The following is a 19,186-nucleotide window of genomic DNA, read 5'->3' as shown; positions in this document are numbered from 1 at the left end:
AAATCTATGAGCCAAAACAAAGTTACATTTGGTTTAGAGAAAGTTCATATTGCGTATCTCAATACAACGTCACCAACGCCGACTTGGGATACACCAATCCCTATTCCAGGCGCGGTGAAATTCAGTCCGAAACCAGAAGGCGATGAGACTACATTATACGCTGATAACGGTCCATATTGGACATACACTAGCAACAACGGCTACACAGCTGAACTGGAAGTAGCCAACATTCCAGACGAAGTGCTTGCAGAATTGCTTGGCTGGGAAATTGACGCGAACGGGATGCTAGTGGAAACGACAGACGGCGAGCCGAAGGAATTCGCGCTGCTTGGTCAAATCTTGGGCGACAAGAAAAACCGGCGCTTTGTCTACTATCGTTGCAAAGCAAGCCGTCCGAGCAAGGAGCTCAACACCCGTGCCGAATCGATAAAGCCAGACACAGATACCCTAAACATTCGTATTCTACCGATCGAAGTCAATGGCCAAAACATTGTTCGTGGCGTGTTGGAGTTGAACGACAAGAACACAACGGTCTATAATAACTTCTTCAAGAGCGTGACTATTCCAGGCGTAAAGGTGGGGGTGTAATAAATGAGAACCATTAGAATCGGCGAGAAAGAAATCGGGCTAAAGGCTACGCCTTTGGCCCTTGTTTATTATAAACAGGCATTCGGCAGTGATTTGGTGGGCGACCTTGTGAAAATGCAAGAAATAGCGGAGGATCCATCAAAGATTGACTCGGTTTTCCTTTTGCAAGTGACATGGGCGATGGCAAGAGCTTATGAAGGTGTCGATAAAAAATTCCCGGATTTTATGAACTGGGTAGCTGATTTGGAATCGTTCGACTTTACTGATGATGATGTGATTAATGCAATCATGGGCGAAGCATCGGACGGATTTTTTCGCCGAGGGAGCCGGACAGGAGCAAAGTGATATAGAGACATATGAACAGCCGGAACGCCTCGATCTCGAATTGATCGCGATCGGGAAGCGTACCGGTCTTTCTTTTTCCGAAATGAATGAATTGCGTGTCCGTGACCTTCTCGCTTATGCGGATATTTACATAGGCAAGAAAGCGGAAAAGGCGAGAATGGCCACTCAAGAGGATATAGATCGCTTCTTCTCTTAATAAGGTGGTGAGAATATGGCAGAAAGTGTACGCGGCTTGAACGTCGTCATTGGAGCGGACACCACAAAGCTTGGAAAAGCTCTCGCTGATGTCGAGTCCAAAAGCAAAAGTATTCAATCAGAGTTGCGGCAAGTCGAGCGTCTTCTTAAATTCGACCCGTCCAACACGACCTTGCTGGCACAGAAGCAACAACTTCTTTCCAAAGCGATCGAGAACACGAGTGAGAAACTGAATCGTCTGAAATCGGTTCAACAGCAGGTAAACGAACAATTCCGGCGCGGAGAGATCTCGGAGGGGCAATATCGCGCATTCCAGCGCGAGGTTGAGAAGACGGAAGGACAACTCCGTACTCTACAAAGTCGTCTTGAAGAAATAAACGGCGCGATTAACAGACACACAACCGTATGGGGGAGATTACAGGAACGACTTTCAACGGTCGGTAACAATCTTCGTGATGTAGGCCAACGGATGCAATCGATCGGGCAATCCATGGCCACGTCGATGGGTGCGGCAGCCACAGCGATCGGCGGAGCGCTAGGATTTGCCGTCAAAAAATCAATGGATTTCGAGGCGCAGATCGACCGCGTTGGTGCAATTGCGGGTGCTACCCCAGCGGAAATAAAAAAGTTGGAAAAAGCGGCTCTTGATCTTGGTGCATCTACATCTAAATCCGCAACAGAAGTTGCACAAGGCATGGAAATTATGGCCGCAATGGGATACAACACAAACCAAATCCTTGCGGCAATGCCTGGTATCATTGCGGCGGCGGAAGCATCGGGCGAAGATATGGCACTGGTCGCTGATACGGTATCTGCGGCGCTTAATTCGTTCGGTTTAGCTGCAAGTGAAGCGAGTAGAGTAGCAGATGTTCTTGCACAAGCAGCGAATGATTCGGCGGCTGGTATTCAGGACATGCAATACACGTTCAAATATGCGGCGCCGGTTGCAAAATCCCTTGGTATTTCCTTGGAACAGCTCGCGGCCGCAACGGAAATCATGGCCAACAACGGTATCCGTGGCGAACAAGCCGGAACAACATTGCGTGCGGCTCTTATTCGCCTTTCCGATCCGCCGAAAGAAGCAGCGAATACACTCGAAGCCTTGGGCGTGAAAATAACCGATGCCAATGGGAAAATGTTGCCGTTCAGCAATATCATCGGACAACTGGCCGAAAAAACAAAAAATATGAGCAACGCACAGAAGCTCGCTGCACTGTCTACGATATTCGGAACAGAAGCGGCCAGCGGAATGCTAACGGTAGTAGAAGCCGGACCGCAAAAATTAGATGCACTCACGAAATCATTGCAAAATTCGGCCGGGGCGTCACAGGAAGCAGCACAGAAAATGAAAGACAACCTCAAAGGTTCGCTCGAAGAACTACAAGGTGCATTTGAAACGGCGCAAATCACGATCGGAAATGCTCTGGCTCCTGCAATTCAAAAGGTGGCTGGATATATCCAACAGCTTGTGGATTGGTTCAATAATCTATCGCCGTCTACTCAACAATTTATTGCGACTGCGGCGGCGGTAGCGGCTGTGCTTGCCGGTATAGGTACGGCTATCGGTGTGGTGCTTGCTATTATTGGCACAGCAGCGAGCGGAATCGGAGCCCTTACGGCGGCGTTTGGGGCGGTATCAGGCGCTATTGCAGCGGCAGGAGGAATGGCAGGAGTTTTTAGCGCAGCAATAGCAGCAATCACAGGGCCAGTCGGTATTGCTATAGCAGCAATCGCCGGATTGGTAGCGGCTGGTGTGTTGATATATAAAAATTGGGATGAAATCAAGGCTAAAACAACGGAAATATGGGGATCGCTCAAAGAATGGTTCAGCTCAACACTTGAGAGCATAAAACAATCTTTTAACAACGTATGGAACAATATTAAAAGCTTCACATCTTCTACATGGCAAACAATCAAGCAAGTGACTGTTACGGTATGGAATACCATTAAGAGTGCAGCACTTGCTATTATTATGCCTTTCGTGAACGGGATCACTAACCTATTTAATGGCATGAAAAGTGGATTACAAACTATTTTGAACGGATTAAAGCAATACTTTAGCGGTGTGTGGCAGGCGATTAAAAATATTTTTATTGGTGCCGTTCTTCTCATCATTGACCTTGTGACAGGCGATTTTAAAAATCTTTCTAACGATGCAAGAGCAATCTTTAACAACCTAAAAAACGCCCTGTCTTCTATCTGGAATGGAATCAAGCAAGTATTTTCCGGCGCAGTTTCTGCAATAAAAGGGTTTGTTAGCGCCGCATGGTCGAACATAAAGTCTACAACATCATCTGTTTTTAACGGCATCCGATCGCTAGCATCATCCATCTGGAACGGAATTAAATCAGCTATTTCCAACGCGGTTAATACTGCAAAATCAGCGGTAAGCAACGCGTTCTCTGCGATGAAAAATGCCGTCTCATCTATCATGAGCGGCATCAAATCCACCATAGTAAGCATGTGGAATAGTGCCGTGAGCTTTTTAAAGGGAATTGATCTTTACTCCATTGGTAAAAACATCATACAAGGGTTAGCACGAGGCATTTCCTCAATGGCTTCTGCTGTTATAGAAAAAGTAAGGGACATAGCTAATTCCGTCACAAGAACAATCAGAAAGGTACTCGATATTCATTCCCCTTCACGTGAAACAGAAAGATTAGGTAGATATACAACAGAAGGTTTCGCGAGAGGGATTGAATCGAAGAAAAAGGACGTTGAACGAGCATCTAAAAAGAATGCGGAGGCGGCTAAAAAAGCCTTTGAGGAAGCTTTCAAGCGAGCGCAATATAACTTTAAAATTGGAAAAATTGATGAAGTGCAATATATATCCGCCTTGCGCAATATCCTGAAAAACTACGCTAAAACATCCGACCAAGTTCGGCAAGTGAACCTGGAAATCAAAAAAGCACAAGATGAGCAGGCGAAAAAAGCGGCAGAAGTCGCGAAAAAGACCTTTGAACAAGGAAAACAAGCTATTGAATATCAAAAGCAAATCCGCAATGTTTCCCTTGAACAAGAGCTGCAATGGTGGAACAACCTTGCTAAGCTGTTCAAGAAAGGTACCAAGGAACGTATCGAAGCAGAGAAGGAATATGCTCGCGTCAAAGAGGAAATCACCAAGCGCAACTTCGAGAACGAGAAAAAGTGGTTCGAGGAAAAGAAATATTATGGTCAGCTTTCTCTCGTTCAAGAACTTGAATCATTGAATACTGTCGCCAAAAGTTACAAAAAAGGTACGGAGGAACGGATATACTGGGAACGAGAGATATATCGCGTCAAGAAAGAAATCAACGATAAGCTTTTAGCGGCGAACAATGAGTATGCCGAAAAGGTCAAGGAAATTAACGAGCGATTACAACAAGATGAGCTAAAAGCAAAAGAGGAGTATGAAACAAGAGTAAAGGAAATCAACGACCGTCTTGCAGAAGATGAGCGAAAACTGACCGAAGAATATCAAAAAGCGGTCGACGACCGAACTAAAGCATTGTATAGCTTTGCCGGCATTTTTGATGAGATTAAGCGGAAGGATGACGTAACTGGGCAAGGGCTGCTGAAAAACCTTTCCGACCAAGTTAGTGCGTTCAAGGATTGGCAAGCGAATATTGTTTCTTTGGCTAACCGTGGTATCGACGAAGGACTTCTTCAAGAGTTGCGGGAGATGGGGCCGAAAGCCGTCGACGAAATTGCAGCGCTCAATTCCCTTTCTGACGAAGAGCTGAATCAGTACGTTCAATTGTGGCGTGAAAAGAACGCATTGGCCCGCACGCAAGCGATCAACGAGCTCGAAGGAATGAGGCTGGAAACGCAATCGAAAATTCAACAGTTACGAGCCACTGCAAGCACTGAACTCGAGCAAGTAAAGATTGAATACACAAACAAAATCGCTCAGTTGCGCGCGCAAGCAGCTGCCGAGCTTGAACAGCACAAAAATGAGTGGATGGCAAAGATCAAGGAGATCACGGAGGGGACGAAAACAGAACTGAATCTTATGACCGCATCGATGGCTGACATCGGGAAAAACACCATGCAAGGGCTCATCGATGGATTGAATTCGATGATGGGTCCACTTCGGCAAAAGGCGCAAGAGATTGCTAATGTTGTACAAGCAACGATTAAAAATGCGCTCAAAATCAAGTCTCCGAGTCGTGTCATGATGGAGCTAGGAAAGTGGATTCCTGCTGGACTAGCAGAAGGAATCAATCGAAACATCAATGCCGTTGTTTCTGCTACGAATCACATGGCACAAGAAACGATACCGAGTGTTGCAGGATATTCCGGTGCTGTCGTCCCTGCTACGGCAACAATCAACGTTCCAAAAATGGCTGGCGCGAAAATAGAACAACATTTCCATTTCCATTCAACTGCGCCAACGCCGTCAGAAACTGCACGAAAACATCTACAAGTTTCACGCCAGCTCGCAATGGAATGGGGGCTATGATATGCAGCGAATCATCTTTACAAACGCAAGAGGACAATCTGTGGAGCTGAAATCATCAGCTCCTTTTCTTTTGCAGTCCATTGATGGGCTTGGTGACGTGGACGCTGATATTCAAACACAGAAGGCCCCATTTCAAGATGGTTCGACCTACATCGATTCTGTTTTACAAGAACGTGCTATCTCATTGGAAATTGTGATTCTAGCATCGGACAAACCGACACTATTTAAACGTCGTCAATTCCTTGCTTCTGTTTTTAATCCAAAGCTAGGACAAGGTATACTTCGCTACGAAAATGGCGAAACCATTCGCGAAATAGAGGCTGTTCCGGATGGTGTACCTGTTTTTCCAAGTGGAAGAGAAAATCGTGGACCATTCTTTCAAAAGGCACTTGTGAACTTGCTCTGTCCAAATCCTTTTTGGAAATCGCCTGAAATAACAGAAGAACCTACCTTTGAACCACTTTTCCAATTCCCGTTTGAGGGTGTATTTGAAATCGGTATGCAACGAGACAATCGAATTATCGTGAATGATGGAGATGCGCCTGCGCCTTTGTATATCGAGTTTTTCGGGCCTGCCGTCAACCCGATCATCATAAATCGAACAACCGGAGAGTTTATTAAGGTGAATCAAACGTTACAAGAAGGCGAAGTGATGAAAATTGATACTACGCCAGGCAGAAAATCTGTTTATTTTGTTCAACCGGACGGAACAGAACGAAACGTTTTCAATTGGATTGACCTGAACAGTTCTTTTTTCCAACTTGTCGTAGGAGAAAACGAGATTGAATATTCAGCGGATAGCGATATTCAAGGAGCTATCGTGAATATTAGCTACAGAAAACTTTATAACGCTGTATAGGGGTGAGAATATGGCGGAAATCAGTAAGTTTTTTAATAGCGCGCCGGGTGATCCACGAGCCTATCAAGCTAGTGATTTCGCGGATTATTTCGGAAGTGTGCTAAGTACAGGTTTATTGCATACGGACAATATCCCTGCACTAGAAGTAAAATGCGATGGTAACGACTTACGGACGTATGTAACACCGGGGAAAGCGATTATGCAGGGCTATCTCTATGAAAATACAAGCAATCTGTATCTGGAACATGCGCTGCCGGAGGCGACATATGACCGGATCGACCGGATCGTGCTCCGATTGGACAAACGAAATCAGTCTCGTTTTATTAGAGCGTTTGTTAAACAAGGCACTCCCTCAGAGAACCCGGTTCCTCCAGAACTGCAACGTGACGATTTTATTTACGAATTATCCCTTGCTCAAATTCGTGTAAGAGCGAATACGTCAACGTTGAATCCTGCAGACTTAATCGATGAGCGGCTGGACGAAAATTTGTGTGGTTTGGTTCATTCACTCATTAGCATACCAACTAGCCAATTTCAAGCTGAATGGGATGCTTTTATGGCAAGTGTGCAGGATGAAGGTTTTACTCCGCGGACGGAATTTGATGCACATTTGGCTGATTATGTGAAACATCCCGGTTACGGGGTTGCTACCGGTTCAGCGAATGCTTATGAAGTTACCTTAAATCCAGCGCCAACAGCGTATGTCGAAGGTATGGCAATTGCCGTAAAAATCAACATGGACAATACCGGAGCATCAACTATTAACGTCAACGGATTAGGCGCGAAAGCAATCAAGAAGCCTAACGGTAACGATGTATCAGCTGGTAATTTAAAGGCAGGAAGTATTTATACACTCCGTTACAACGGCACAAATTTTATCTTACAGGGTGAAGGGGGGTCGGGTAACGCACAGCCTTCTGATGTATTGAGTGGCAAAACATTTACGAATGATAGTGGCGAACAGACAGGAACGATGCCTAATATTGGCGCTATCACAATTACACCTACAACAATAGACCAAACGATTCCGGCGGGGTATCACAATGGAAGCGGAATCGTCAAAGGTGATCCCGATTTAATCCCGGCAAATATCAAGCAGGGCGTAGATATTTTTGGTGTTGTAGGAACATTGGTAGAAGGTAAAAGATGGGCGAGTGGAACATTTACAACATCAGAAAAAACTTATACAGTATCTGGGTTAGCTTTTAAACCAAGTATCGTTCTTGTATATGTAAATAGTATTAACACAGCAAGGTGGATGATTTCACTAATACAAAGAGTTACACCAAGTTACGCTGTATACCCTAGTGGAAGCGGAAAGATTGTATCAAATATTGCTATAAACCAACTTGATTGGACATATAAACCAAGTACTATCTATGGCCTTAGTGATTCAAGTCAAAACAAAATTAATAATGATGGTTTTACAGTTAATCTGCTTATATATAGTAATGGCTGGACACTATACGACTATGCCTGGATTGCAATTGAATAAGGAGGGATAAAATGAATAATCGCATAGGGCGTAAAATTTATTACGACAAAGCAACAGGAAACGTCATTCTTGACACAGGTGAAAAAATGGGCGCGGTTATTGAAACAACCATCGATCAAGATTTCGAGACATACCAAGCGTTGAAAGAGCGTGTCCGTGATACAGTCGGCGTTATTCAGCTTGAATACGGTCAATACGCGCAGGATTTTGCGGAGTGTAACGGATACCGCGTCAATCCCGAAACGCTAGAATTAGAGTTTTCGTATCCCGACCCGAACGCAACCGAGCCGCAAGAGCCTGTTTATCAGAAACCACTTACAGAACAGTTAAAAGAAACGCAACAAGCAGTAGTAGAATTAACATTACTATTAGCGACAATGAATGGAGGTATGTAAAATGGTATTCACTGAAAACAGCGGTCTTGTAAAAGTTTGGGTGAGCCTCGTTTTGAATGGCACATATACGCTCGATCAAGTTCCTAATTTATTTAACCTCAAAGAAGTAGTTACGCAAGTAGTCAATAGCTTGCAGAAATGAACATTCGGACGATAACGCGACACAACACCGATTGATAGCGGTGTTTTTTATTAGGTGGTGAAAAATGAAACCAATTCGGATTTTGACACCGATACTGGATTTACTCGCTGAAATTGACGACTATGAATCGTTGCTATTCACAAGGCGATGGCATGAAGTCGGGGAATTTGAACTGCGAATCAACCGATACAAGCGACATACGGAACTGCTTCAACGCGGCAATCTCATCATGCTCGGTGCAAGCAGAAACAAGGTTGGTATCATCAAGCATCGTGAAATCGAACTTGATGAGAATGGAAAGGCATCGGAAAACTGGCTCGTGAAAGGCATTGCGCTGAAAGGAGTCGCGGCGCAACGGATTACGGTTCCTCCTGTTGGTGATAGCCATGACCGAGCAAATGGTCCGGCAGAAACGGTTATGAAGCACTATGTCAACAATCACATTGTCAATCCGGTCGATGTGAAACGGAAAATTGACATGGTTGTGCTTGCTTCGGACCAGCAACGCGGTTCACAAATCAGTTGGGAATCGCGGTTCAAAAATCTTGCCGAGGAGCTCATTGAAATCTCGAAAGCTAGCGGGCTTGGATGGGATGTTATTCTTGATTTCGAACGGAAAAAGTGGGTATTCGATATATTTGTGGGGAGGGATTTAACCGTCAATCAATCGGTTAACCCTCCTATTATTTTTAGTCCACAATTCGAGAGTCTGAAACAGTTGTCATTTGTTGAGTCTGACTTCAATTATCGCAACTATGGCTACATCGCCGGGCAAGGCGAGGGCGAGGATCGGCGTGTAGTTGAAGTTGGCGAGGCTGAAGGCCTTTCTCGTATTGAAACCTTCATTGATGCTAGGGATATATCGGAGCAAGACGAAGATCAGCAAGCACTCCCAGAAGCTGAAATCATCGCAAAGTTGCAACAGAGAGGACAGCAAAAGTTAGCGGAGTTCGCCCAGGAATTCTTTCTTGAAGGTCAGATTCTTACCAACTCACCATTCGAGTACGAAAAAGACTATGACCTGGGCGATATAGTGACCATTCAAAACCGAGAATGGGGAGTGACGCGGGATGCCCGCATAACTGAGATAAAAGAAATTTATGAGCCAGGCGGTTTTCAAATTGAGGCGACTTTTGGTGAGAGTCGGCCAACGCTGGTGAAAAAATTGAAACAGGAATTGGCTCAAATTAGTGGAGAAGTCCGAAAATAGGGCTTTTTTATTTTTGTTTAGAAAGGCGGCGATAAGATGGAACGATTAGATATGGTATACAAGACCGGCGTGGCTGCAATTGGGGCCGTGGTTGGGTATCTTTTCGGTGGATGGTCAGAACTGCTTGGCATCTTGCTGGCATTTGTTATCATGGATTATGTCACGGGCGTGCTGGCGGCATCAAAAGAAGGAACGTTGAGAAGCGCCGTTGGGTTCAAGCGTATTCCAAAAAAAATCATGATTTTCGTGCTTGTAGCAGTTGGGCACTTGATTGATCGTGCGGTCGGAACGAATGGGTTATTCCGGGACGCGACGATCTTTTTTTATTTAGCGAATGAGCTGTTGAGTATCGTTGAGAATGCAGGGCGAATGGGCTTGCCTGTCCCTGAACAAATCAAACAGGCAGTTGAGGTGCTGAAAGGAAGAAGCGAGAAAGGAGAGGATAAATAATGGCTATCAGCTTACAAGAATTATTGGCAAAAGCGAATCAAAAATTGCAAAATGTTCATCCTGTCGTCGCAGATAAAGCTCGTCAATTGATTACGAAGGCGTACAATGAGGGCATTTATGTTGTCATCACGCAAGGGTATCGTTCCAAAGAAGAGCAAGACGCACTCTATGCACAAGGTCGGAGCAAACCTGGCAAAATTGTCACAAACGCGCGTGGCGGCGACTCTTATCACAATTATGGGCTTGCCATTGACTTTGCATTAATGAACCCGGATGGTAGCATCAGCTGGAATGTTGATGCGAAGTGGAAACGTGTTGCCCAAATTGGAAAGTCGTTTGGACTCGAATGGGGCGGAGATTGGAAGTCGTTCCCTGATTATCCGCACTTCCAATACACATTCGGCCTTTCTCTTGCTGATTTGAGGGCTGGAAAACGTCCGCCGCAACAAGTAATAAAACCAACAAGCGCAGTAGAGGCAGTGCGGTCTAAACCAACACCTAAAACGTACACAGTACAAAAAGGGGATACGCTTTCTAAGATCGCTAAGAAGTACAACACAACAGTAGATGCGCTGCAAAAACTGAACAGGATTCGCAATCCGAACTTGATTCGGGTTGGGCAGAAATTGCGCGTAAAATAACCCCTGCCGACTGGCAGGGCTTTTTTTATTTTTGTTGAAACAAAATAGGGAAAATAGTGGTATTATAGGAAGAGAGAATAAAAAAGAAGGGGGATAATATGGACAACGTTGCTTTAGTTATTAGTCTTATTGCGGTGGTTGCTTTTCTTGTTTATTTGGTTCGTGGCATCGCGGGGGTTGCGAAAAAAAGAGAAGGAACAAAAGTGCTATTTAAACGATCACTTATCGCTTTGGTAGTATCTTTTGTAGGGTTCGTTATTTTCGGGATGACGACAGAACCACCGAAACAAGCTGCGGATGAACCGAAGAAAGAGCAGTCGAAAGAGCAAAAATCGGAAAAGTCGTCTGATGAACAAAAATCTAAACCAGCTGTTGCTCAGCCGAAAGAGGAAAAGAAAGAGGAAAAATCGGAACCAAAAAAAGCAGAGGTAAAGAAAGAGGAGCCAGCTAAAAAGGCTGAACCTAAAAAGCAAGAAAAAACAATCGATGAGGTTGTAAAAGAAATCATCTATGACAAAGTCGGCAAAAAATCGAATATGGGGAAAAAACGTATCATCGAACTACAAGTCAATGACAATTTAGGAACACCTGATAAGACAGATAAAATCATTATCGCAAAGTTGTATGCTGATGAAAATTTAACGACTAATATGACAAGAGATGGGATCCTAATGGATAGCAAAGATTTGTTTCAAGAAATGTTTAAACACAAAGAGATAAGCGAAGCTGTTTTAATGTGGAACCTCACGCTTGTCGATAAGTACGGGAATGAATCAGTTGATACTGTTTTAAAAGTTGGGCTGGATCGTGCGACAGCTGATAAAATCAACTGGAAGAACTTTTATTACAAGAACTTCGAAAAAATTGCTCCACAATATTTTGTGCATCCAGCATTATTGAAAGAATGAGCCTACTCGCTTTGAGTAAGCTCTTTTTTTATCCATATTTCATGGATTGACATCCCTAATTCCTCGCAGATCGCATATGCCACAGCGAACGATGGTAATGAGCGATTGTTTACGATGGCGCTCAATGCTGCTTGGCTAATACCAATCTTCTTTGCGAAATCCCCTTGTTTAATACCCCGTTCCGCAAATATTACTTTCAACCGGCATTTAAACTCCATTTTTTATCCCCTCATTTAAAACTAAATTATCACAAAAATTTTTTAAGTGGACAAGATATATCGGACAATCCCTCCCGAATACTCTTTACCATACCAAACAAAATTCCACACAGCATACCCGATTTCCTTCAAATCTAGTTAATCTTAAAGTCTTTCAGAAAAACAGGGAATGAGAGGGGGGAACAGCGTTTAGAAGGCGAGGGAGTATTTCAAAGCATTTTTCAGGCTTATGCTGAACATCGGAAGCGGCACCGGAAGATGAATGAGTTTGAATATCTTGATCGCACACCATACTTGCATAGTTCGGACTATCAGCGTTTCGAAGTGAATGACAAAGAGTATAGAGGGTACTACTCACTTTATGAACATTTTGCGAAATACAACATGAGGGGGAAGCGAAAATGATCGAAGTGATCGGCGGCGGTCTCGTCTTAGTCGGGATTGCCTTCGCGGAAAACCGTGGTTGGTTGGACAGGGAGAAGGTTGGTTTCATCGTCAACGTGGGTATGCAGGCGGGAATATGCGGGAGCTTGCTCTACTTCATCCATAAGCTGTCCATTTGGTTCTTATGATGTCTACCCTCGCATATTCCCTCACAGAACACGGGTGAGCAGGTCCATGTTCCTGTATTCTATTGTATACCCAAGCTATCGGGAATATACCCGATGCTTGGGATAGTCTTTCTCTCCAGGGGTGATGTTTATGCTTGAATTTTTCCTCCTCCCTCTCACGGTGGGGGCAGCGGCCGTCGCATTCGGCCGACGGAGGCAAGGAGATTATGAGCGCGATATAGAAACCACCTTTAAACACTTAAAAGTGGGTACAACCGTCCGCGGTGAGCACGTCTATCCGAAGCTTGTCGCAAAAGAGAAAAAAGACTTGTACACCCGATATGTGTACCGTGTTCCGCTGGGATTGACCAAAAAGACGCTTGAACCAGTTAAGGAAGTGCTGGAAGCAACGATCGACCGATATGTGGAAGTGACGTTTAAAAAGTGGTTGTATATTGACGTGTTCCATCATGCGATGCCGGGAAAAGTGATGTATAAAGACGTGCCGGATCAAAAAGGCTGGGTGATCCCGTTAGGCTTGAACGAAAAAGGCTGGCACTTCCATGATTTTGACAAAACGCCGCATTGCACGATTGCAGGCGTCACACGCTTCGGGAAAACCGTGATGCTAAAGAGCATGATGACCTATCTTATCGAACACCACCCGGACGACGTATCGTTTGTCATTGTTGACCTAAAGGGTGGCCTGGAGTTCAGTCGATACGCCGATTTAAAACAAGTCGAGAACGTAGCTAGCAACCCTGTAGAGGCGTTCGAATCGCTCCGGAGGGTAAAAATACTGATGGAGCGAAAGGAGGCCGTATTCAAGCGAAGTGGATGGTCTAACGTCGTGCATTCGCCTGTGCTGGAGCGTCTATTCATCATCGTGGACGAAGGGGCGCAATTGGCACCGGATCGCTTCATGACGAAAGAAGAGCGCAATATGCTATTGGAATGCCAGCACATCTTGGGAGAAGTCGCGCGGATCGGCGGAGCATTGGGGTTCCGACTTATCTTCTGCACGCAGTATCCAACCAGCGACACACTTCCACGACAAGTGAAGCAGAACGCAGACTTGAAAATCACATTCCGCCTGCCGACTGGCTATGCTTCGCAAGTGGCTATCGACGACTATGGAGCCGAGGAATTACCGTCCGACATAAAAGGGCGGGCGATCGTCAAGACGCATGAGAAAATGATCGTACAAACGCCCCTTATTGACGATGATGAGATGATGAAGCGATTGGAGGTGTACTGCATTGAAAAGCCGGAGCACCGAGAAGTTGACCGAACGTCAACTCAAGATTTTATACACTTTGAATAGCCTGCAAGCCCTTAGCCGCTCACAGATTCAACACATGTTTGATCTAGGAACCAAACGAAACGCCAATCGTATCCTGCAAGGCGTCCGGGAGTATACACATACAAAACGCATCGGCGAGGATGTGTATTACTTGAACAAAAAAGGAGCCGAAATGGTAGGTGGAGAAGCGACGATTCGCCGCAACAGCCCGCTTGAACACATCGTCATGCGAAATGACATCTATATTTTTTACCACTATCCGCGCGACTGGAAGCCGGAAGCGAAAACGCGTTGGAAAGAAGGCGGGAAGGAATACAGCATTGTGTCTGATGCTAGGTTTACGTATCACAATCAGATGTATTTCCTTGAGGTGGACATCACGCAGAAGATGGTGGAGAACAAACGGAAGGTCGAGAAGTACGCATATCTTTTCCGATTCATACAGCGACAGCAACTAGGAGAACCTGTTTTGTTGTTCTACACTGTATCAGCCGTAAAGAAGCGGCAAGTTGAAGCGATCACCAAAGAGTACGGCGTGCCTTGTGAGTGCTTATTGAAAGTATAGAGGGGGCGAGAAGATGAATCGAGACATCCTTGTGAAACTGCTCCTGCTGCAAGTCACCGTCGCGGATCACCGACTGCAATATGCGGCGATGGAGACGAGTGACGAACGGGAACAAGCATTTGTTAGCGGCGTGCTGGCAGCGTGCGAGTTTTTTGAAGAGGCGCTTGAAGAAATGTGGAATGAAAGCGTTGTTTGAAAACAACGGAAGAAGAAAAGAAGGCGGAGTGATCCGCCTTTTTTTATTGTTTATTTTGTTGTCGCTCGGAGCGGCGATGGCGATGAACTTGTTTGGGCATGGCATCGCGCTTTCTGGCGATTTCATCATTCAAGGGGCGCCGAAACTGACCGCCGATGCAGCCGGCCTGCCGGTTGGCGACGTCATCGCCGCTAGTGTGCCGCTCGTGTTTGTCATGGGGGCGGTCACGACCGTCACCGCGTTTTATTTGCTGCGCCGCGACATGAAGCAAGGACGTTTGGCGGTCGGCGATGCAGAAATCGCTGCTGCCACGGATTCGGCGCTCGAAAAAACGGAAGGACTGCTCGCCGAGACGGCGAAAAAATGGCTGGCGCTGTTGATTCCGGTGTTGTTTGCCCTTGACGTCATCGCGATGTTTTATTTGCGCTTGCAAGGCGGCGAGGCGACAGCCTTAGTCGGCGGAACCGCGATTTTTATTTTGATCCTCATTTCCGTTTTAGCCCACCGGCAAGAGAGCTTTGCTGAAGTGACCAATTACTTTATTGAAGGATTTCAGTTCGGATTTAAAGTGTTCGGTCCTGTCATTCCGATTGCCGCCTTTTTCTATCTTGGCGATGCCGGATTTGTAAAAATTATCGGCGACTACTTGCCGCAGGCGTCACAGGGCATTGTCAACGATTTAGGGGTCGCCTTGGCTCATGCAGTGCCGCTGAACAACGAAATCGGGGCAGTGACGCTCACGATTGTCGGGGCGATTACCGGTCTTGACGGCTCCGGGTTTTCCGGCATCTCGCTCGCTGGTTCGGTCGCCCATTTGTTTACGGTCGCCATTGGCGGCGGGGCGGCCACGTTAACGGCGCTCGGCCAGATCGCTGCCATTTGGGTCGGCGGCGGCACGCTTGTTCCGTGGGCGCTCATCCCGGCCGCGGCCATTTGCGGCGTCGATCCGTTTGAGTTGGCGCGGCGCAACTTGATTCCGGTAGCGGTCGGTCTGGCGGTCACAACCGTTGTCGCCATGTTTCTGATCTGACGAAAAAAGCTGTCCTGTGCGGCCAGGGCAGCTTTTTTGGTATAATGGTCATAGGCTGAAAATCGGTCGATTTTTTGACAGTTTGTTTCCTTCTCTATACATAGAGCGGGGAAACCTGTATAGTGAAAAATAGATAAGCAAAAAATCGGAAACGGACAGCTCGATTGGGGAAAAGAAAGGCGGATGGAGATGACAAGACGGATCAACGATACATTTTTGCGCGCCTGCCGCGGCGAGAAAACGGATTATGTGCCGGTCTGGTACATGCGGCAAGCCGGCCGGTCGCAGCCGGAGTACCGGGCGCTGAAAGAAAAATACTCGCTGTTTGAGATTACGCATGAACCGGAGCTGTGCGCCTATGTCACGAGGCTTCCGGTCGAACAATACGGCGTTGATGCTGCGATTTTATATAAAGACATTATGACGCCGCTGCCGGCGATTGGCGTTGATGTTGAGATTCAGGGCGGCATCGGGCCGGTGATCGCCAATCCGATTCGCTCGCTTCAAGACGTCGAACGGCTCGGGGAGATCGATCCGGAACATGATGTGCCATACGTGCTGGAGACGATCCGGTTGCTTGTCAACGAGCAGCTTGACGTGCCGCTCATCGGGTTTGCTGGTGCGCCGTTTACGTTGGCGAGCTACATGATTGAAGGCGGACCATCAAAAAATTACCATAAAACAAAAGCGTTTATGTATGCGGAACCGAAGGCATGGTTTGCCTTAATGGACAAGCTCGCCGAGATGACGATCCGCTACGTGCGGTCGCAAATTCAGGCCGGGGCGAGCGCGGTGCAGATTTTTGACTCTTGGGTCGGGGCGGTGAATGCGGACGATTACCGGGCGTTTATTAAGCCGGCGATGGCGCGCATTTTTGCCGCTTTGCGCGAGGAAGGCGTGCCGCTCATTATGTTTGGCGTCGGGGCGGGCCATTTGGCGCGCGAGTGGAACGATTTGCCGCTTGACGTCATCGGCCTTGATTGGCGGCTGTCAATTCGGGAGGCGCGCCGCCAAGGCATTGTGAAAGCCATCCAAGGCAACTTGGATCCGGCGGTGTTGCTCGCTCCATGGAATGTGATCGAAGAGCGGGTGAAACGCATTTTGGACGAGGGGATGGAGCAGCCGGGCTATATTTTTAACCTGGGACATGGCATTTTCCCTGATGTGCAGCCGGCGACTTTGAAGCGGCTGACGGCTTTTATCCATGAGTATACTTCAGCAAAGTAAACGAGGTGCAACACAATGAAGAACATTGTCGGACTGCTTGTGATGGCGTACGGCACGCCGTACAAGGAAGACGATATTGAACGGTATTATACGCATATCCGCCACGGGAGGAAGCCACCGCAAGAACAAATCGAGGATTTAAAAGCGCGCTACCGGGCGATCGGCGGCCTGTCGCCGCTTGCGAAAATTACGGAAGAGCAGGCGAAACGGCTCGAGGAGCGGCTGAACGAAGTGCAAGATGAAGTCGAGTTTCGCATGTATTTAGGGCTCAAACATATTGAGCCGTTCATTGAGGATGCCGTCGAGCGCATGCATGATGACCGCATCAAAGAAGCGGTTGGGATCGTCCTAGCCCCTCATTATTCCACATTCAGCATCCGCTCGTACAACGAGAGGGCGAAAGCGGCGGCGGAAAAGCTTGGCGGCCCGGTTATTTATACGATTGACCAGTGGTATGACGAGCCGAAGTTTTTGCAATATTGGTCCGAACGAGTGAGAGCCATTTTTGATGCCATGCCGGAACAAGAGCGGGAACGGGCGGTGTTGATCGTCTCGGCCCATAGTTTGCCGGAAAAAATCATTCAAGCGGGCGACCCGTATCCAGAACAGCTCCAAGACACAGCCGAACGTATTGCCAAACAAGCCGGCGTCTCGCATTACGCCGTCGGCTGGCAAAGCGCCGGCAGCACGCCGGAGCCATGGCTTGGCCCGGACGTGCAAGATTTGACGCGCCAGCTCCATGAAGAGCACGGCTATACGTCGTTCGTTTATGCGCCGGTCGGTTTTGTCGCCGACCATTTGGAAGTGTTGTATGACAACGATATTGAATGCAAGCAAGTAACCGAAGAAATTGGCGCCCGCTATTACCGGCCGGAGATGCCGAATACCGATCCGCTGTTTATTGATGCATTGGCGACGGTCGTGTTAAAGCGGCTCGCAAAAGAAGGCGGTAAGCATGAGTGAAGGAAAACGGACGGTTGTGATTATCGGCGGCGGCATTACGGGTCTCGCGGCCGCCTACTACTTGCAAAAAGCGGCTAAAGAACAGCAACTGCCAGTGACGTGTAAACTTGTCGAGGCGACGCACCGGCTCGGCGGAAAAGTGCAGACGGTCGTTCGTGACGGTTTTGTCATTGAACGGGGGCCGGACTCGTTTTTGGCGCGGAAAACGAGCGCATTCCGCCTTGTGAAAGAAGTCGGGCTCGAACGGGAAATCGTTCATAATGCGAACGGAAAGTCGTACATTTTGGTCAATGGCAAGCTGCACCCGATTCCAGGCGGAGCGGTGATGGGCATCCCGACGCGCATCGCCCCGTTTGTGGCGACCGGGTTGTTTTCGCCGGCCGGCAAGCTGCGGGCGGCGCTCGACTTCGTGCTGCCGCCGGTGAAAACAGCCGGTGATATGCCGCTTGGCCGCTTTTTTCGCCGCCGTTTAGGCGATGAAGTGGTGGACAATTTGATCGAACCGCTGCTGTCTGGCATTTACGCCGGCGACATCGACGAAATGAGCTTAATGGCAACGTTCCCGCAGTTTTTTCAGCTGGAACAAAAATACGGCAGCCTCGTTCGCGGTGCGAAACGGACGACGCCAAAGGAACAGAAGGAGCGAAAAGGGGCATTTCAGACGTTAAAAACCGGCTTGCAGTCGCTCGTCGAAGAGGTGGAAAAGCGGCTTGAGCCAGGCAGCGTCGTCAAAGGGGCGCGCGTCGAGCGGATCGTCCGCGTCGGTTCAGCGTATCAGCTGCGGCTCAGCAATGGTGAAACGTGGGAGGCGGACAGCGTCATTGTTGCGGTGCCGCACCATGTCGTGCCGGATATGTTCGCTGATTATCCGTTTTTCGCCCCGTTTCGGTCCGTGCCGCTGACGTCGGTGGCAACGGTCGCGCTTGCCTTTCCAGAGGAAGCGATCCGTCAAGATATTGACGGCACTGGGTTTGTTGTCTCGCGCCGCAGCGATTACACGCTGACGGCGTGCACGTGGACGCACAAAAAATGGCCGCACACGGCTCCGCCCGGCAAAGCGCTGCTGCGCGGCTATGTCGGACGCCCGGGCGATGAGGAGATCGTCGATCAACCGGATGACGAGATTGTCCGCGTTGTGTTGGATGATTTAAGTAAAGTGATGAAAATTGACGGCCGGCCGGAGTTTGCCGTCATCTCCCGGTGGAAGCGGGCGATGCCGCAATATACAGTCGGGCATCGCGAGCGGCTGGCGAAAATTAAGCAACAGATGGCGGCTGAGTTGCCGGGAGTGTTTTTGGCCGGTAGCTCGTATGAAGGGCTCGGGCTGCCGGATTGCATCGACCAAGGAGAGAAGGCGGTCGGTGATGTGCTTGACTACTTGCGCCAAACGGAATAACACCAGCCGGTCGGGATGTACAGCCGCGCCCATTAGCGGGCCGCCTTGTACCGTTAGGCGGCCCGTGT

At 47.7% G+C, this 19,186-nt stretch carries 19 protein-coding genes and 1 pseudogene; 19 read left to right on the top strand and 1 reads right to left on the bottom strand.

All coding sequences use genetic code 11. The annotated features are described in order from the left end of the window. Positions 1-6 precede the first annotated feature (6 nt). The 11 genes from NSS88_RS05245 to NSS88_RS05195 all read left to right on the top strand — a co-directional run bounded on the left by NSS88_RS05245 (position 7) and on the right by NSS88_RS05195 (position 11,669). A complete protein-coding gene (locus tag NSS88_RS05245; RefSeq protein ID WP_341083396.1) occupies positions 7-588 on the top strand; it encodes a major tail protein in 582 nt (193 codons plus the stop codon). A 3-nt stretch (positions 589-591) separates the two neighbouring features. Beyond that, entirely contained in the window at positions 592-933 is a 342-nt protein-coding gene (locus tag NSS88_RS05240; RefSeq protein ID WP_341083395.1) for a hypothetical protein, read from the top strand. Then, positions 869-1,129 carry a hypothetical protein gene (locus tag NSS88_RS05235; RefSeq protein WP_341085419.1) on the top strand — a complete coding sequence of 87 codons (261 nt, stop codon included), beginning with the start codon at positions 869-871 and terminating at the stop codon, positions 1,127-1,129. Before NSS88_RS05240 ends, NSS88_RS05235 begins: the two co-directional genes overlap by 65 nt. Before the next feature lie 15 nt (positions 1,130-1,144). After that, on the top strand, positions 1,145-5,569 hold the full coding sequence (locus NSS88_RS05230) for a phage tail tape measure protein (protein WP_341083394.1): 4,425 nt from the start codon (positions 1,145-1,147) through the stop codon (positions 5,567-5,569). A 1-nt stretch (position 5,570) separates the two neighbouring features. Next, on the top strand, positions 5,571-6,428 hold the full coding sequence (locus NSS88_RS05225; RefSeq protein ID WP_341083392.1) for a phage tail family protein: 858 nt from the start codon (positions 5,571-5,573) through the stop codon (positions 6,426-6,428). Positions 6,429-6,438: 10 nt separating this feature from the next. Beyond that, on the top strand, positions 6,439-7,923 hold the full coding sequence (locus NSS88_RS05220; RefSeq protein WP_341083390.1) for a hypothetical protein: 1,485 nt from the start codon (positions 6,439-6,441) through the stop codon (positions 7,921-7,923). Positions 7,924-7,934: 11 nt separating this feature from the next. Beyond that, positions 7,935-8,318, top strand: a complete 384-nt coding sequence (locus NSS88_RS05215; RefSeq protein ID WP_341083389.1) for a hypothetical protein — start codon at positions 7,935-7,937, stop codon at positions 8,316-8,318. 206 nt (positions 8,319-8,524) lie between these two features. Beyond that, positions 8,525-9,670 (top strand): siphovirus ReqiPepy6 Gp37-like family protein, encoded by a 1,146-nt coding sequence (locus NSS88_RS05210; RefSeq protein WP_341083388.1) that lies wholly within the window; start codon positions 8,525-8,527, stop codon positions 9,668-9,670. A gap of 36 nt (positions 9,671-9,706) precedes the next feature. Further along, positions 9,707-10,120: a phage holin family protein gene (locus NSS88_RS05205; protein WP_341083387.1), complete on the top strand. Its 414-nt coding sequence runs from the start codon at positions 9,707-9,709 to the stop codon at positions 10,118-10,120. Continuing rightward, entirely contained in the window at positions 10,120-10,761 is a 642-nt protein-coding gene (locus NSS88_RS05200) for a LysM peptidoglycan-binding domain-containing protein (protein ID WP_341083385.1), read from the top strand. The genes NSS88_RS05205 and NSS88_RS05200 overlap by 1 nt, the downstream gene beginning before the upstream one ends. Positions 10,762-10,859: 98 nt before the next feature. Then, a complete protein-coding gene (locus tag NSS88_RS05195) occupies positions 10,860-11,669 on the top strand; it encodes a hypothetical protein (RefSeq protein WP_341083384.1) in 810 nt (269 codons plus the stop codon). Positions 11,670-11,671: 2 nt separating this feature from the next. Here the strand turns inward: NSS88_RS05195 and NSS88_RS05190 are convergent, their stop codons facing one another. Beyond that, positions 11,672-11,887 (bottom strand): helix-turn-helix transcriptional regulator, encoded by a 216-nt coding sequence (locus NSS88_RS05190; RefSeq protein ID WP_341083383.1) that lies wholly within the window; start codon positions 11,885-11,887, stop codon positions 11,672-11,674. 401 nt (positions 11,888-12,288) lie between these two features. Here NSS88_RS05190 and NSS88_RS05185 point away from each other — a divergent pair, with 401 nt between their 5' ends. The 8 genes and pseudogenes from NSS88_RS05185 (at position 12,289) to hemY (ending at position 19,118) form a co-directional block, all read left to right on the top strand. After that, positions 12,289-12,459 (top strand): hypothetical protein, encoded by a 171-nt coding sequence (locus tag NSS88_RS05185; protein WP_165754801.1) that lies wholly within the window; start codon positions 12,289-12,291, stop codon positions 12,457-12,459. 130 nt (positions 12,460-12,589) lie between these two features. Next, positions 12,590-13,762, top strand: coding sequence for an FtsK/SpoIIIE domain-containing protein (locus tag NSS88_RS05180; RefSeq protein ID WP_341083381.1), 1,173 nt, complete (start codon positions 12,590-12,592; stop codon positions 13,760-13,762). Positions 13,763-13,796: 34 nt separating this feature from the next. Then, positions 13,797-14,306 carry a replication-relaxation family protein gene (locus NSS88_RS05175; RefSeq protein WP_341085351.1) on the top strand — a complete coding sequence of 170 codons (510 nt, stop codon included), beginning with the start codon at positions 13,797-13,799 and terminating at the stop codon, positions 14,304-14,306. 13 nt (positions 14,307-14,319) lie between these two features. Continuing rightward, a complete protein-coding gene (locus NSS88_RS05170; RefSeq protein WP_341083379.1) occupies positions 14,320-14,502 on the top strand; it encodes a hypothetical protein in 183 nt (60 codons plus the stop codon). 55 nt (positions 14,503-14,557) lie between these two features. After that, positions 14,558-15,532: pseudogene (locus NSS88_RS05165) on the top strand (hypothetical protein); the annotation flags it as partial. Between the two features lie 189 nt (positions 15,533-15,721). Continuing rightward, positions 15,722-16,759 (top strand): uroporphyrinogen decarboxylase, encoded by a 1,038-nt coding sequence (hemE, locus tag NSS88_RS05160; protein WP_055358340.1) that lies wholly within the window; start codon positions 15,722-15,724, stop codon positions 16,757-16,759. 15 nt (positions 16,760-16,774) lie between these two features. Next, complete coding sequence (hemH, locus tag NSS88_RS05155; RefSeq protein ID WP_055358341.1) at positions 16,775-17,722, top strand: ferrochelatase; 948 nt, start codon at positions 16,775-16,777, stop codon at positions 17,720-17,722. Continuing rightward, on the top strand, positions 17,715-19,118 hold the full coding sequence (gene hemY, locus NSS88_RS05150) for a protoporphyrinogen oxidase (protein ID WP_055358342.1): 1,404 nt from the start codon (positions 17,715-17,717) through the stop codon (positions 19,116-19,118). Before hemH ends, hemY begins: the two co-directional genes overlap by 8 nt. The last annotated feature ends 68 nt before the right edge of the window (positions 19,119-19,186 follow it).

The sequence above is a fragment of the Geobacillus sp. FSL W8-1251 genome (assembly GCF_038005945.1).
Lineage (GTDB): Bacteria > Bacillota > Bacilli > Bacillales > Anoxybacillaceae > Geobacillus > Geobacillus stearothermophilus.
This window is presented reverse-complemented; position numbering and strand designations above follow the sequence as displayed.